Below are 15112 nucleotides of genomic sequence, written 5' to 3' on the forward strand. Positions count from 1 at the left end.
TTAGAAAGGAGAAAAATGGATATTAACGGTCAGGCAATTAAGCATAAGACATTCGGCCCCGGTGTCGTTACGGCTTTAACTGCCGATACAATAACGGTGTGCTTCCCTGGAGGCGAAAAAAAGTTTATCTATCCGGATGCATTCAGAGAGTATTTGGTCTTGAAAGATAAGAATATGCAGCGGCATATCACAGCGCAAATTGCTAAAAAAGAAGCTGAATTAAACCGGCAGCGTCAGGCGGAGCAGGCAGAACAGGAGCGCAGGCAAAAATTGCTCAATTTCCCCATAACAGCCAACTCGCACGCCGCTTTTGACATTATGCCGGAACATGCGGAACAGATATTCAAGACCTGTATCGTTTCGACGGGACGGTATTTAAGCGGGTATTCAAAGGGACAGCCGCGAATTGCAGAGAGACTGAAGCCAAATTCGGTGTGCCTGCTGACTGAACGCCAGAGAGAGAGGCCGGAGCAGGACCGGCGGATGATAGGCGCGTTCATGGTCAGAGAGGATTTTTTTGGCAAGGATGTGCATGACGGGCTGATCGAAGGACACCCGAAGTATCAAATGCGCGTCCCGTCTGAGAATATTCTGCTGTTTTGGGAGTATTTCGATCAGAATGCAGCGCCGCGTTGGGGAAACACGGCATTTAAGTATTGTTCCGGCACGGTAATGAATCACATACTGTCCGAAATGACACGGCTGCTTGAAAACACGGAACAGAAAGAATCGGCACTTGCGTTTTACCAGTATTTTTGTAAAATAAATCGTCTGCGTCCTCTTATGGAAATCAACATGATAGAAAATGCGTCAGAAGCGAAGCAGTGACTGCCTTCCGGTGTGCTTTTTATTTTTATACAGAAAAATCCGGTATAAACTTGAAAAGCGTGAGAGCAAAGAATATAATTGAAATTATCGATAATGAGACCCTTCCTGTTACAGAATACAAAAAATAAGTGAGCATGACGAGTTTATGGGTTTTACAAACTAAATTTATAAGGGTGCAGATAAATGAATGAATTGATATGTCAGGTTACAGACTCTTCAGGGGGATTAGCGCGGGATTTTATTAAGCAGAATCAGATTAAAGAAGTACCCTTTTATTTGAAGTTTGAAGACACCGATTACTGCAGGGAAAACCTTGATTATCGCTTAGCTGATTTCTATAGGCATATGGACGAATACCCGGATGATGTTCCCAAAACTTCGGCCCCCAATATGAACGATTGGCTGGCAGTATTTGAAGAAGGACATGCCAAGGGGTTTACCAACTATGTTGTCACAACAATCTCTTCTAAGTTGTCCTCCAGCTTTCAGGACGCCATTATGGCAAAAAACTTTTTTATGGAAAAAAACAGAGACGTACAAATTGAAGTCATTGATTCCAATACTTGTGCCTGTGGACAAGCCGCATTAGAAATTGCAATTGCTAAAATTATTAAAAGCGGTCGAAGTTTCCAGGAAATTATCGATCTCATTCATAAGATCGTCGAGAAAACAAATACGCTTTTTGTAGTGAACAGTTTAAAATATATGCAGTCAGGCGGAAGAATCGGAGGAGCCGCCGTTTTTGTCGGTAAACTCGTCCAGATCAAGCCAGTGTGTGAATTCATCAGCGGCGTTGTGCACCCGGTGAAGGTCGTAATAGGAAGAAAACATTCTTTGAAAACCATGGTGGACATTGCGGTTTCACGAATTACCAATATCAATAAAATGATTATTACTTTTCAAAATGCAGAATTTCAGGAAGATATTGATTATGCCGTTCATTATTTTAGAAAAATAACAAATTTTTCGGGGTCCATCTATCACAGTGAACTTGGGGCTGTTGTGGGGGCGCATTCCGGCCCCGGTGCGGCAGGAATTGGGTTCATTGAAGATCCGCTTTCTTAGGGCCTGAACCCCGGCGTAAATACGGAGAAAAAACAGTCCGGCCTTTTGGCCGGACTGTTTTTTGCGGATGATGGAAGAGTACCCCCAACGCAGGTATGGAGAAAAAAAAGGATAGCCCGCGTACCGGGAAAGTGGGAGAGATTATTGCAAAATGAAATTTAAAAAAACTTATTGATACTGCTATTCACTTCCACTTTTGAAAAAACAATGGACGTCTTCGTCAGAGCATACGGGGATATGGCATTTATAAACTGTTCGATATCCTCTAAAGAAGCGACTGACAATTTAACGATAAAGCACGCAGCCCCGGCAATTCTGTAGCACCATTCACTGTGCTTATAATCCTTAATAAAACTTTTAAATTTCTCGTATTGTCCATCTCTCATTGTGACTTCAATGATACAATCGATTGCAAAGCCAAGGTTCTTTTTGTTTAAACGGATGGTATATCCCTCAATAATGTTATGATCCTCAAGTTTTCTCACCCTCTCGGTAACAGAAGGCGGTGAAAGATTGATTCGTTTAGATAACTCCCTTATAGAAATCCGGCTGTCCGCCTGCAACTCATGCAAAATCTGCACATCGATTTCGTCTATTTTCATTTAAAACACTCTTTTCAAATATATATATCAATAGAAATATAAATATGGTAATATTATATCGTATAAAATACAGTTTTTATTATATTCCTGCTATAATTGATTTGTCAATGGAACACATCATGAAGGAGGAAAAATTATGGCAATCATTTCTTTTTCACAAAACGGGCTTACACCGTTTCAGCTGCTGTTGGGGCATAATAAAGCCATATTGGAGAAATGGGCTTCTCTGGAAGAATGTATTTTTTCCAGCGATACGTTTCCCGCAGAATTAAAAGAGGAAGTCCGGCGCACCCTGGCTTTTCATAACGGCTGTGAATACTGTAAGGCCAAGGGGGCTCCGTCAAAAACGGAAATGGATGCGCGGACGCGGCTGGCTGTCCATATCGCAGATCTGTCCGGCAGAACAACACATATCAGTGACGAAGAATCCGGCGTGCTGAAAGAGACGTTTACAGACGACGAGATTTCGGAGCTTTTGGCGCTTATTTGCTTTATCACGGCTTGCCAAAGATTCGGAGCCTTACTGGACTTAGGGCCAAGCTGTCAAATTTGAGTGGTTTACACATTGCCGTATAAAACGAAAAACGGGGTCTGCGCCGCGGCACAGACTCCGTTTTTGTTATACTGAACCAAGCTTTTATCCAAACCGCCCCTCTCCTGACGGGCACTGTAAAAGGCGCGTTTCCCTTTATAGATGCTCGGCAAGCTTGTTGATAATCAGGTCGATGCAAATGTACAGGATGGCCTGAGAGTCCAGAAACAGTTTGTTTTTATCCGTTTCCAGAGAGGGAATGATCAAAAGGCTGTCATACCGGTTCGCATATTTTGCTTTGCTGTTCTGCGTAATCATGGCGGTTTTCGCCTTTTGGAGGAACGACGTGCCCGCCGCCTCGATGACGCATGCCGTCATACCGGAAACAGAGATAAAGATATTCAGATCCCGCGCGCCGGAAAAACTGGCTTTTTCATTAAAAACTCCCGGCAGCGTGATCGTTTCCGCGTCAATCCCAAGGGAGGCAAGCCGGAAAGCAAAATAGCTGGCGGAGAGCCCGCTTTCATGAACGCCGTATATTTTGATTTTATCGGCATGAACGATCAGGCTGCAGAGTTCCTTAATTTTTCCGTCCGAAATATGGGATGGGATATGGCTGATACAGGAAAGATAAATATTGACGATATCGTCGCTGCCGTTGACGGCGTTCGGGTCCTTGAAGGAACCGGAGAGCAGATGCTTCGACACCTCGTATTTAAATTCCGAAAAACCGGTATAGCCCAGCTTCTGGCAAAAGCGGAGCAGGGCGGATTTTGAAACGTCGGCTTTATTCGCAATTTCAATAATGGGGTAGGAAGCAATCACATCCAGATGCTCCAGGACGTATTGCGCAATTTTCTGATCGGAACGCGTAAACTGCGGTTCGCAGAGCTTGATTTGTTCAATTGGATTCATTTTCATTCTCCTCTTTTTCGTATTATATCATAAAACATGCACAAAAGGAAAAAGTTTTGAGAGAATTCGGTCGTTAATATGCCAGATTTGGGAAACCTCGCAGAATTTTAAGAAATTTCCCAAAACTTTTGGTAAATGTATTGATTTCGCCTTTCGGTTCCGCTATACTATGGTTAGAAAACCGGCCGGTTTTCTCGTGAGGTACATACATGAAAAAAACAAACGCTTAAGGAGGAGATCAGTTATGGGGGAACAGACAAAAAAAAGCGGGCTTCTCGACCGTGTGACAAATCTTATTGAAGAAAAGGTGGCGCCGCCGCTGCTGAGACTTTCACAGGTCCGGTATCTGGAGGCTCTTCAGCGCACATTCGTCACGCTGATGCCGTACATGATTCTGGGGGCGACGGCCACCCTGATCCTGAATCTGAGCGGCTTATTCGGGAAAGACGGCGGTCTGAACCTTCCCGGTGTCGCAAACGCGATCAGCGCGGTTGTGGAACCCTGTCGGCCGTGGCTGCTGCAGGTGGTTTTTGTGACCATTAATCTGCTTGCCCTGATTACGACAGTCCTGAACGGATATTTTCTTGGGGATTATTATCACAAGAAGGACGAAAATGTCAGCCCGATTGCGGTGGCGGTCGTATCCTTTGTGTCATTCCTGTGCTTTATCAACTTTACCAAGCTCAGTGAAAATTTTGACTGGCCCGCCTATATTCTCGGCTCTCCCAGCCTTTTCGGCGGCATCCTGATCAGCATTCTTGCCATAGAGGTCTATCGTTTTCTGATCGGCAAAAAGATCACCATCAAGATGCCGGAAGCCGTTCCGCCGATGATTGCGGCGGCCTTCACCAGCATGATTCCGGTGTCCGTGGTAGTCGTGATCTGCGCCATCATCGGTCAGGGCTTTGCAGGCTTTGATTTTCTGGCTCTGCTCAACAAGCTCTGCGCTTATCTTGTGGTTGGCGGCAGCGGACCGGTTGCGCAGTTTGCAGGCTTCTTCCTCGACCGTATCCTGTGGTTTGTCGGCCTGCACGGCTCCAACATCGTCTCTTCCGTCATGCAGCCGATCTGGACGACCATGATTACGGACAATATCAATGCTTTTGCGGCGCATCAGGCGATTCCCTATATGTTTACGGAACAGTGGATCAACTTCTACGTACGCTGCTCCGTTTTCCCGCTTGCGCTGCTCTGCGCCATGAGCAAGGCCGAGCGGTTCAAGGTCCTGGGCAAGCTTTCCCTGCCGGGCACGATTTTCAACATTGCCGAGCCGGTGATGTACGGCCTGCCGGTTGTGCTCAATCCGCTGATGTTCGTGCCGTGGGTATTGGGCTTCAGCGTGCTGTTTATCCTTAACGCCGTTCTGGGCGTTCTGGGAATCACACCGCCGATGGTGTCCATGGTTGTATGGACAATGCCCGCTCCGCTTGCGTCTTTCATCGGCAGCGGCTTTAAGCTGCAGTCCATGGTGATTACGCTGGTCAATATGGTGATCATTTTCTTTATGTTCCTGCCGTTCTTCAAAGTCATGGAAAAGCAGGAACTCGCAGCGGAAAAAGAATACAAAAAACAAAAGGAAGATAGTAAGAATGTCTGAAATAGAAATACGCCCTTACCGGCAGGAATACATCGATGGGATTGTTTCCGGCTGGAATGCTTCCCTGTTCTATGATACGATTACCCGGGAGCGTTTTATCCAGGAGGTTCTTCTTGACGAGAATTTCGACCCCGAACTGGCTTTGGTTGCCGTCGTTGACGGACATGTGGCCGGCTTCAGCCTGGGAATCAGAAGAAAATATCCCTATCTGACGCGGGGGCTGGAGGAGCAGCGCGGCTGGATCAGCAGCTTCTTTGTCCTTCCGGAATCCCGGCGCCGGGGAATCGGGCAAAGGCTTCTGGAGGAGGAAGAAGCAAGACTGAAAGCCGCGGGAACACGGGAAATCACCCTGTGCGCATACAGCCCCAATTACTTTGCTCCCGGCGTTGACCTGCAATATCCCGGCGGCGTGCCCTTCTTCGACAAGAACGGGTACGCGCGCGGGACGGACGCCGTCAGCATGCAGCGGGACCTCTTTACGTATACTCTCCCCGAAAAAACGGCAAAGCATATTGAAGAGCTGGCGGAAAAGGGGATTGCCTTTCACCCCTTTTCCATGCCGTATATGGAAAAGCTTCTGAATTTTGTGGGCCGGGAATTCGACGCCGGCTGGGTCCGCAACATTCTGCTGGCCCTGCGCACGCGGGAGGCGGAGGATACGATCCTGCTTGCGACGGACCGGGAAGATCACGTCATCGGCTACTGTATGCGCAAGATCGACGGGAATGACGCGCGGTTCGGCCCGATCGGTGTGGCGGAAGCCCTGCGGTCGGAGGGGCTCGGCGGCGTTCTGATCGACCTTCAGATGATGGAAATGAGGAAACGCGGCATCTATTATCTTTATTTCCTCTGGACCCACGGGGCCGCCATGCGCTTTTATGAGCGCCACGGCCTGAAGGTGTACCGTACCTATCAGCTGTACCGCAAAAAGATTTAATTGGGAGATGACGGAATATGGGAGACTATAAGCGGGTAATCTGTATCGGGGCGCATCCCCTGGATGCGGAGATCATGGGGGGGCCGATGCTGCTGCGCTACGCGGCGCGTCACGCGCGCTGCACGCTGGTCCATGTGACAAAGGGAAGGCTGACCGACCCGACGGCGACGGAAGAACAGAAGGAGGAATACGATCTCGCGCTGCACCGCGAGATCGCCGCCGCCGCGGCCGCGCTGAACTGCGACTGCTATGCGCTGGACTATCTTTCCGGCGAGCTGCCGGAGACGGGAAAGTTTATTTCCCTTCTTGCGGACTATCTGAGGGAGCAGAAAGCGGACTGTGTCATCACTCATGCCCGCGGTACCCTGCACCCCAGGCATTATTACACATATGAGGCCGTGACGGAGGCCGTGCGCCTGCTGCGGCGGGAGGGACGGAAGATCCAGCTGTTCTACGGCGAAAACTGCGAAGACCTGGCGGGCTTTACCCCGACGGTATATCTTTCCATGACCCGGGAGGAACTGGATCAATGGTTTGCGGGACTCAGACAATATCGTATCTTCAACGGCGGGGTCAACGACATGCCGTATTTCGAATACTATCATTCCATGGCCCTGATCCGGTCCGTGGAGGCCGGGGAGCACGGCTTTGCCAAGGCGTATATGCACGGCGCGCTGATCGACAGCGAATAAATATATTTTCAGAAACGAGGGATGACGATGAAAAAGATTGTTTTACTGTGTGTGGCGGGGATGTCTACCAGCCTGCTGGTTTCCAGAATGCAGAATGCCGCGAAGGAAACTGATTTTCCCTGTGAGATTCAGGCTTACGGCGTAGCAGAGGCCCCGAATGTGATCCCCGGTGCGGATGTCGTTTTACTGGGGCCTCAGGTGCGTTATATGCTGTCAAAATTAAAAAAAGAATATCCTGACAAAAAGATCGAAGCCGTTGATATGCGGATCTATGGAATGGTGGACGGCAAACAGGCCCTTATGCAAGCCAGAAAAATTATGGAGTGTTGAAAATATGCAGGAAATGGATATAGAACCTACCCTTTTTGAAATCATAACGGAAGTGGGAAGCGCCCGGAGCTTATATATTGAGGCGATACAGGCGGCGCGCGAGAAGGAGATCGATAAGGCAAAGGAGCTGATCCGCGAGGGACAGGGCGCCTTTAACAAGGGGCACCATATTCACGCGGACCTGATCCGGGAAGTGTCCGGGGAAGATCATGTCCCCGTTTTTCAGAAAGATGAGCGGATCATGCTTTTGACGCACGCCGAAGACCAATTGATGAGCGCGGAGGCTTTCGGCATTCTGGCGGAAGAATTTCTGGCGCTGTATCAGGCCATGAGTGATAAAGGAGTTTTATAATGACGGATCTTTCCCACTTTACTACTGAAGCAAGAAACCCGGAAACGAGGGATCTGGACTGCATGTCCGCCATGGAAATTGTCTCTGTGATGAACCGCGAGGATGAAAAGGTGATTGCGGGCGTGCGCGCCGTTCTGCCGCAGGTTGCAAAGACGGTCGAATATACCGTGGCCAGCCTGCGGTCCGGCGGAAGAATCATTTATATGGGTGCGGGAACCTCCGGAAGGCTTGGCGTTCTGGACGCTTCCGAGTGCCCGCCGACATTCGGCGTATCCATGGACACTGTCGTCGGATTGATCGCCGGCGGGAAGGGCGCTCTGATTGAGGCCGTTGAAGGCGCGGAGGACAGCTGTACGCTGGGCAGGGAGGATCTGGAGCGGATCGGGCTGAAGCCGTGCGACACCGTGATCGGGCTGGCCGCCAGCGGCCGAACTCCCTATGTACTGTACGGCCTGCGCTACGCGAAGCGGCTGGGGTGCCGTACGGCGGCGATCGCCTGCAACCGGGACTCCGCCATCGGAAAAGAGGCGGATGTGGCGATAGAGCCGAATGTCGGCCCGGAAGTGCTGACGGGGTCGACACGGCTCAAGTCGGGCACGGCGCAGAAGATGATCCTGAATATGATTTCCACCGCGAGTATGGTGAAAATCGGACACGCGTATGAAAATCTCATGGTCAATATGCAGGCCAGCAACGAAAAGCTGACCGTACGCGCACAGAACATGGTGATGGCGGCAACCGCATGCGGCAGGGAGACCGCCGAAACCGCGCTGCGCGAGGCGGGCGGCAGGGTCAAAACCGCGATCGTGATGCTGCTGCTGAACGTTTCCGCAGAGAGGGGAGAGCAGGTACTGGCCCACGCGCACGGCAGGGTCCGCGAAGCACTTGCCGGAAAACTGCGATGAATACGGGAGTTTGCTTATATTGTAGCACTGCGGAGGAAAAAAACGCGGAGATCATCGCACGCGCGGCGGATGCGGAGATCCGATGCGCGTTTACTTCCCTGCAGATTCCGGAAGAAAGCCGGGACGGCCTCCGGTCTTCCGCGAAGAAGCTGCTTTCCTCCTGTAAAAAATACGGGATGGACCTGGTGATGGATGTGGGGCCGGACACGGCGGAGCGTCTCGGCTGCCGTTCCCTGTACGACCTTCAGAACTGGGGCGTCACACATATCCGTCTGGACGACGGCTATTCCCCGCAGCAGGCGGCGGAGCTTTCCCATACCTTTCAGATTGTATTTAACGCTTCTACGGTTTCCTTTGCGGAGATCACCGGCTGGCGGAAAGCGGGAGCGGACCTGACCCGCTTTACCGCCTGCCATAATTATTACCCGAAGCCCTGGACGGGGCTGCCTTTGGCGGATGTCGCACAGGTTAACCGGCAGCTCAAGACATACGGATTCCGGACGATGGCTTTCATTCCGGGCGACGGAATGCTGCGCGGGCCGCTGTATGAGGGGCTGCCGACCGTTGAGGCGCACCGCCGCCGCGAGGATATTATCCAAAACGCGCTGGAACTTTTTATTGACGCGGCGTGCGATACGGTGCTGGTCGGGGACGTGAGCCTTTCGGAAAAATCCTGGGACGCCTGGGCGGATCTCAGCCGGGGGTTTGTCAGTTTGCCGGTGGAACTGGACCGGCGCTATCGTTATCTTGCGGAAACGATCCATCACGACAGACGGGATTCCAGCGACTGTGTTTTCCGGTCGGTAGAGTCACGCAGAATTCCCGTCCCGGACCGCGGGCTGCTTCAGCCCGCAAAAGAGACCGCATGCAGCGCGGGGGATATTTTGCTGTCCAACACCGGTTTCCTGCGTTATGAGGGAGAGTTGGAAATTGCGCGCGTTCCGCTGCCGCCCGATCCCAGAATCAATGTGATCGGGCGCGTGAAAGAGGAAGCGCTGCCGTATCTGCCTTATCTCAGGAACGGCCTGGGAATCCGGTTTGCTGTCGGCCCGGAAGGATAACGGAATTTCAGTGAGGGCCGCCGGAAAAAGAATATCTGTTCCGGCGGCTGTAAGGAAGGGAATCAACCATGAAAAGTATTACCTATGTCATTCGTGACGAGATCGGCGTACACGCCAGACCGGCCGGCATGCTGGTCAAGCAGGCAAAGAGCTTTCAGTCTGCCTGTATGATCCACGCGGGAGGAAAAAGCGCGGACCTGACCAGACTGTTCCAGGTGATCGGAATGGGAATCGAGCAGGGGACGGAAGTCAGGGTCACGGCGGAAGGGCCGGACGAAGACGCGGCAATCGCCGCGCTGGGGAAGGTATTGAAAGAAAATTTATAAGATAACCAGCTTTCAGGCTGTCGATAAAATCGTGCAACTGCAAAATTGCGGGTTTTATAAAATTGATTTTGTGAAAAACTCCCAGCCGCTGTGACACTGCAGCAGGGAGCGGACCGCAGAATGAAAAAACAGGAACTGTACCGTTTAACGGGCAGTTCCTGTTTTTTTCTATTAGGGGTGTTTATTGTTATCCGATGAAACGTTTTGATTTTGCCACCGTTTCCTCAAGGAAAGGATCGCGCAGACTGCAATCATTCCCGCGACTGCCCCTGCAATGGCTACCGGTCTGACGGACCGTTCTCCGGTAGCGGGGCTGGCTTTTGGAACGGTTTCCTGTGCCACGGTCACTGTTTCCCCGGGGGTTGTTCCGACCGTCGGGACACTTTCCGCGCCGATGATCTCCGTGGGCGTAGTGACGTTGGCCTCTGCTCCGCCACCCCCGCCTCCGCCTCCGCCACCCCCGCTGCTGGTCGTATAGGTGGTGGTAAAGACCCATTTTACTTGCATGGAAGCGCCCTGATACTGGTTTCCGGTTCCCTGACCGGGCAGGTCGACGTTAAAATCCAGCGTCTTGCTCGCGCCCGGACCCATTTTGCCCACCAGAACGGAATCGTCGTCGGCCGTGCGGAAAAGCTTTCCCTGTGTCAGGTAAGTGCCGCCGTCTTTGACGGTCAGCGTCATCCCGTCCGCCAAAGAACCGCCGTTCGGCGCGGATTCCGATTCGATCAGCATTTTCATGTATACTGTCAGCGTATACCCACCGGTGTTTTTCAGCAGCAGGCGGGAGGACTTTGTGTCGCCAGGGTTCAGGTTGCCGACATCGGCCGCGGGGTCCGGGGCGGTAATGCTCAGACCGCTGCTTTGGCCGTCGTTCTGGTACCCCGTCGCAATACTCTGCGCCTGCGCGTGAACCATCCCGGGGACAAGGAGGGCGGCAGCCAGAAGCGCCATGAAAAATTTTACTGTTTTCGGAGCTTTCAGCATGGTCGGTTTCCCTCCTTTTCCCGTACCTTGCCGGTACGATTTTTTAAAGCGCTGTACGTTGAAATTCGCTTAATTCGCAGTCCTTAAGCTGCCGGAGCTATCGCCGGGGGGACAGTTCCAGTTGCCGGCCAAGCCGCGCTGTTGGTCGCCTGAATGACTTCGACGGAAGAGTCGCCAAGGGTGAATTTTGCTCCTTGATATTGGTTATCGGTTTCTGCGCCGTTGAAAAGTCCATCCAGACTGAAATGAATGGTTCTTGCGGCTTCAGCAGCAGCGCCAAAGTATTTTGTTGTTCCATTGTCATCGTCTTTAATACCGGGAAGAATACCGTCAGTAAGAGTATGCTCTATCCCATCCGTACCTGTATAAGTAGTCGAGCCGATATAATAGATATAATCTCCATCTCTACGCCAATTTGATTTAATAGCGTCCCAGCCATAGTCGACGTTATCCGTGGACAATGCAGTTTCTCCATCTGCAGCCAGCCAAGAAATTTCAGGAACTTTAATTCTAAGCTTTACGGGTTTTGTTCCTGTGTAAACGATGTTTAGACTGGCATTAAATCCATCGCCGGGGTTGATGTTTTCCTTATCGAACCCGCTGATAACAAGTTTGCCGGAATCTTCACTGAGCGTTACCGTACCTGCCTGGAACGTAGCGCCCTTGACTTCTTTAGAGTCTGTGAACCACGCCATTGTGGAGCCGCCGATCAATGCCACAGTCAGCCCGACTGCAAGAACACTCGTCAAAACTTTTGTCTTAAAATTCATTTTTCTTTCCTCCATATAAATTATTTTATTAAGATTACTTGTCATCCGCGTTCCGCGGGGATTTGGTTCCGCTCCTGCGCGTGATCGGGAGCGGGCGTCATGAACTGCGTTTACGGTTTGGAAACAATGTTGTACTCCGTATCAAATTTTTCCCAATCCCAGCCGTCGCTGTGAGAATGCTGAATCGCCTGGAAGGTGGGGGTCAGAACATACTTCGCGTTTTGATACTCGTTGCCGGCATCTTCGCTGAGCTTAACGGTCAGATCAAGCACGGCGATCGTATCAGTCGCGCTTGGAGATTCGCCGCCGTAGGTGCCTTTCAGTCCGCCTTTATCATTGCTGGAGCAATAATAAAAACCGTCGGCAGCATTTTTCGTCCAGTTCGTACCGTTCGTGACGACGGTGTCGATCACGTCGTTTGTAAGGCTCTCATCCTTCTGCCACTTATCATTCCGGAATGTCTCCCAATGGCCTTCCAGCTTTACCCGCACGTCAATGTCCTTGGTTCCGGAATTGGTGACGTAGAACGCGAGCTTGTTTGTGTCGCCCGGGTTCCAGTTGGCTTCGTCGATGATGTTTCTGCCGCAGATGTAATCGATGTCAAAGCCGTCGTCGCTCTGGTTGTCTCCTCCATTCGACAATGTTTTTGGAGTGGCGTCCACCAGCTTGACATAGCAAGCCGTATCGATCGGGTTGGGCACCATGCTCTTATGGTAGTCGCCTTTTGAATTTGTTTGGTTGGAAACCGTTCCCGCGTAAGTCCAATCGTTGTTGTCGTCGCTTACATAAACCTTGGCGGTTTCAACATAGTTTGACGCGCTGTTTCCCCACGTACCTTCTATTACCAGCACGTCGCCTTTCCGGAGCGGTTTATCATTGTCAAACTGAACGACGATCTCCCCGCCGTAGCCCATGCTGTAAATCTCGGAGTCAGCTTTCTTTTCCGCTTTTATCAAAACTTTATCCGGGTCATTCCGGTTGCTGGGGCCTGGTTTCGGAAGAGGATCGCCGTTTTTATAGGTTCCTCTTTTTACACTGACAACACTTACCGGCGCCACGTCTTCGTAGTAAAGAGGTTTGCCCGATTCGTCGGTATCCTCCACTACGGACTGGCCCGCCTGGATTTCCACCGTGCCCGCGGTGAATTTGGAGCCCTCGACTTCCTTTTTGTCAGTAAACCAGGCCATGGTCCCGCCGCCGACCAGGGCGACGGCCGTTACGATGCCGACTATTCCCGTCAGAAGTTTCACTCTTGATTTTGTCATACAATGATCCACCCTTCTTGTATTTTGTCTAAGCTTTGTGGAATTTGTTTTAACCCCTTGTTCATCAAGTGCTTTCATCCGCTTCCATCGTGGAATGGCCTGCGTTTCTTATCACTTGAGTAGCCGTGACATTCAGGCTGAGATTCAGTTTGTAATTTTTTAAAGAAGCTGCATTGCCTTTTACCTGAAATACCAAATAAAAGGTCGCTTTCGATCCGGGCTCTACGACAATGTCGCGCGATTTTCTATTTTTGTAAGATCTGTAATAATAGGTAGCTTTTTTAGAAGAATAAGACCATTTGCTGATTGGTTCAGGGTCTATTTTCGGTTGTGAGGGACGTTGCCATCCCTTTTCCACGGTTTCCGTGCCTTTTGTTTTTGAGCCGACAAACAGCCACTTTTCAGAAAGCTTTGCCTGCAGGGTAACCGGAGTCGTTCCTGTATTGGTAATGGTCCATTCAACGTAATACTTTTGATCGTCATCATCGTCGCAATCGGGTTCACACCGAATCTGGGAATCGGATTGCTTCTCCTCGAATTTGCCTTTGTGGCCGCCATCTTTTTCTTTGCTTCCCTGATCTGTCACCTCAACTGTGATGGCTGCATTGCCGGTGTTGATTTCAGCCGGGGGAACCTGAGTATCCGTAAAATAGGCGTTGGTCGACCCTCCCAGCATGCCGACCGTCAGAATGACAAGGAGAACGCTGATAAAAACAGATTTTCTGATCATCGTTCCTCCTTTCCAACGGCTTGCGCGGGGATTTCCTGAGAACTGCTTTCTTCCTTTACCTGCTTTTTAGAATTCGAATAAGCTTGATATAAACTGCGGCACTCGAAGAAAAGCAGCAGCGCTCCGGGAACGATAATCAGCAGCAGCAGCCCGTTCCTGGTCTGGGCGAAATTCATAAAATAACCCAGATAGGGGAGGGTGAAGCTGACTCTGCCAATCAGGTCTTCTCCCGGTATGGGGTCGGGGTCGTTGGCGTGGTTTGCGTCGCCTTTGGTCAGAAATTCCGGGCCGTTTGACTTTTGGTTGATTCCAACTACCCTGTGCGTCGTCATTTGATCGCTTCCCGCGAAACCCTTGAAGGTAATAATATCGCCCTTTTTGATCTCCGCGGCGTCCACCGGCTTGACGAAGGCAACACTGCCGGTGTCAAACTGAGGAGCCATACTGCCGCTGAGCACGACCAGCATATAATGCCCCGCGATCTTCGGCGCGCCGCCGGTAATTTTGCTGCGCACCATGCAGAACAGCATAAAAGCGATCAGGATCATCAATAAGGCAAAAAGCACATTTCCGACTGCCTTAAGTATTTTTCGGAAAATTTTAGGAGAGTCCTTTTTGGGCTCCGATCTTTCAACCGTTCCTGTTTCCGTCTCCATAATTACCTCCCGGGCGTATGCCCGCTTTTAAGATTCTGCTCCGCTCTGAGCGGAATGCCCGGTTTCCGTTACGTTGCCGGGAGCGTCTGCGTTTGTACTCTCCGTTTTCGCTGTATCCCCGTCCTGTGCCGGAGTGCTTTGTATTTCGGAGTGGGACTCCGTTTCGGACTGCGGTGCCGTGCTTTCCGCGGTACTTTCCGCCGTGCTTGCGGCTGAGCTTTGGACGGTGCTTTCCGCGTTACTTTCGGCTTTGCTTTCCGCAGCGCCCGGTTTGGCGGCTGCGGAGGAGCTTTCCCCGGGCTGAGCCTCCGGCACGGCCTCTAAATTCAGGCGGGGTCCTCTGCCTCCCGAGGTAAAATCAAAGGTGGCTGAGGCACTGCCGGAAGCAGTAAAACGGGCGCCGGTTTGCATATGGGGGATTGTATAAAACAGAAAAGCCATACAGAGAACGGCCAGCAACAGAATTTCCCCAATCCGTTTTGCAGCCGTTTCATCCGGTTTCCACGTTTTTCGCCGATTGCTCCATGAATGCCCTGCTCTGCGCATTCGCGCTTCCTCCTCGCAC

General features: G+C 51.1%; 19 protein-coding genes. 11 read left to right on the forward strand and 8 right to left on the reverse strand.

Annotation, left to right across the window (positions count from 1 at the left end; translation table 11 throughout):
- The first annotated feature begins 15 nt into the window (after positions 1-15).
- Both ACRQV7_RS04695 and ACRQV7_RS04700 read left to right on the forward strand, forming a co-directional pair.
- Complete coding sequence (locus ACRQV7_RS04695; RefSeq protein WP_444659645.1) at positions 16-828, forward strand: hypothetical protein; 813 nt, start codon at positions 16-18, stop codon at positions 826-828.
- Positions 829-1011: 183 nt separating this feature from the next.
- Positions 1012-1893, forward strand: a complete 882-nt coding sequence (locus ACRQV7_RS04700; RefSeq protein WP_444659646.1) for a DegV family protein — start codon at positions 1012-1014, stop codon at positions 1891-1893.
- 158 nt (positions 1894-2051) lie between these two features.
- Here the strand turns inward: ACRQV7_RS04700 and ACRQV7_RS04705 are convergent, their stop codons facing one another.
- Entirely contained in the window at positions 2052-2495 is a 444-nt protein-coding gene (locus ACRQV7_RS04705) for an Lrp/AsnC family transcriptional regulator (protein ID WP_275712897.1), read from the reverse strand.
- Between the two features lie 136 nt (positions 2496-2631).
- Here ACRQV7_RS04705 and ACRQV7_RS04710 point away from each other — a divergent pair, with 136 nt between their 5' ends.
- On the forward strand, positions 2632-3048 hold the full coding sequence (locus tag ACRQV7_RS04710; RefSeq protein ID WP_444659647.1) for a carboxymuconolactone decarboxylase family protein: 417 nt from the start codon (positions 2632-2634) through the stop codon (positions 3046-3048).
- 135 nt (positions 3049-3183) lie between these two features.
- Here ACRQV7_RS04710 and ACRQV7_RS04715 read toward each other — a convergent pair whose 3' ends face one another.
- Positions 3184-3942: a MurR/RpiR family transcriptional regulator gene (locus ACRQV7_RS04715; RefSeq protein WP_444659648.1), complete on the reverse strand. Its 759-nt coding sequence runs from the start codon at positions 3940-3942 to the stop codon at positions 3184-3186.
- A 244-nt stretch (positions 3943-4186) separates the two neighbouring features.
- On the opposite strand from ACRQV7_RS04715, the gene ACRQV7_RS04720 reads away from it, so the two are divergent.
- The 8 genes from ACRQV7_RS04720 to ACRQV7_RS04755 all read left to right on the forward strand — a co-directional run bounded on the left by ACRQV7_RS04720 (position 4187) and on the right by ACRQV7_RS04755 (position 10142).
- Positions 4187-5539 (forward strand): PTS sugar transporter subunit IIC, encoded by a 1353-nt coding sequence (locus ACRQV7_RS04720; RefSeq protein ID WP_444659649.1) that lies wholly within the window; start codon positions 4187-4189, stop codon positions 5537-5539.
- Positions 5532-6476 carry a GNAT family N-acetyltransferase gene (locus ACRQV7_RS04725; protein WP_444659650.1) on the forward strand — a complete coding sequence of 315 codons (945 nt, stop codon included), beginning with the start codon at positions 5532-5534 and terminating at the stop codon, positions 6474-6476. Before ACRQV7_RS04720 ends, ACRQV7_RS04725 begins: the two co-directional genes overlap by 8 nt.
- A 17-nt stretch (positions 6477-6493) precedes the next feature.
- Positions 6494-7168 (forward strand): PIG-L deacetylase family protein, encoded by a 675-nt coding sequence (locus tag ACRQV7_RS04730; protein ID WP_444659651.1) that lies wholly within the window; start codon positions 6494-6496, stop codon positions 7166-7168.
- Between the two features lie 27 nt (positions 7169-7195).
- Positions 7196-7498, forward strand: coding sequence for a PTS sugar transporter subunit IIB (locus tag ACRQV7_RS04735; protein WP_038323282.1), 303 nt, complete (start codon positions 7196-7198; stop codon positions 7496-7498).
- A gap of 4 nt (positions 7499-7502) precedes the next feature.
- On the forward strand, positions 7503-7850 hold the full coding sequence (locus tag ACRQV7_RS04740) for a PTS lactose/cellobiose transporter subunit IIA (protein ID WP_444659652.1): 348 nt from the start codon (positions 7503-7505) through the stop codon (positions 7848-7850).
- Positions 7850-8755: an N-acetylmuramic acid 6-phosphate etherase gene (gene murQ, locus ACRQV7_RS04745; protein ID WP_444659653.1), complete on the forward strand. Its 906-nt coding sequence runs from the start codon at positions 7850-7852 to the stop codon at positions 8753-8755. Before ACRQV7_RS04740 ends, murQ begins: the two co-directional genes overlap by 1 nt.
- Complete coding sequence (locus ACRQV7_RS04750; RefSeq protein ID WP_444659654.1) at positions 8752-9816, forward strand: MupG family TIM beta-alpha barrel fold protein; 1065 nt, start codon at positions 8752-8754, stop codon at positions 9814-9816. Before murQ ends, ACRQV7_RS04750 begins: the two co-directional genes overlap by 4 nt.
- 68 nt (positions 9817-9884) lie before the next feature.
- The gene (locus ACRQV7_RS04755) at positions 9885-10142 is read left to right on the forward strand and encodes an HPr family phosphocarrier protein (protein ID WP_275712882.1); all 258 of its coding nucleotides are present in this window, start codon (positions 9885-9887) and stop codon (positions 10140-10142) included.
- A gap of 171 nt (positions 10143-10313) precedes the next feature.
- Here ACRQV7_RS04755 and ACRQV7_RS04760 read toward each other — a convergent pair whose 3' ends face one another.
- The 6 genes from ACRQV7_RS04760 to ACRQV7_RS04785 all read right to left on the reverse strand — a co-directional run bounded on the left by ACRQV7_RS04760 (position 10314) and on the right by ACRQV7_RS04785 (position 15093).
- A complete protein-coding gene (locus tag ACRQV7_RS04760; protein ID WP_444659655.1) occupies positions 10314-11126 on the reverse strand; it encodes a hypothetical protein in 813 nt (270 codons plus the stop codon).
- Between the two features lie 83 nt (positions 11127-11209).
- Positions 11210-11896: a TasA family protein gene (locus tag ACRQV7_RS04765; RefSeq protein ID WP_275712880.1), complete on the reverse strand. Its 687-nt coding sequence runs from the start codon at positions 11894-11896 to the stop codon at positions 11210-11212.
- A 110-nt stretch (positions 11897-12006) separates the two neighbouring features.
- Entirely contained in the window at positions 12007-13161 is a 1155-nt protein-coding gene (locus ACRQV7_RS04770; RefSeq protein ID WP_275712878.1) for a TasA family protein, read from the reverse strand.
- A gap of 64 nt (positions 13162-13225) precedes the next feature.
- Positions 13226-13891 (reverse strand): SipW-dependent-type signal peptide-containing protein, encoded by a 666-nt coding sequence (locus tag ACRQV7_RS04775; RefSeq protein WP_444659656.1) that lies wholly within the window; start codon positions 13889-13891, stop codon positions 13226-13228.
- On the reverse strand, positions 13888-14547 hold the full coding sequence (locus ACRQV7_RS04780; protein ID WP_444659657.1) for a signal peptidase I: 660 nt from the start codon (positions 14545-14547) through the stop codon (positions 13888-13890). The genes ACRQV7_RS04775 and ACRQV7_RS04780 overlap by 4 nt, the downstream gene beginning before the upstream one ends.
- 27 nt (positions 14548-14574) lie before the next feature.
- A complete protein-coding gene (locus ACRQV7_RS04785; protein ID WP_444659658.1) occupies positions 14575-15093 on the reverse strand; it encodes a hypothetical protein in 519 nt (172 codons plus the stop codon).
- Positions 15094-15112 lie beyond the last annotated feature (19 nt).

This window comes from Caproiciproducens lactatisolvens (genome assembly GCF_052443335.1).
In the GTDB taxonomy this organism is placed as follows: domain Bacteria; phylum Bacillota; class Clostridia; order Oscillospirales; family Acutalibacteraceae; genus Caproiciproducens.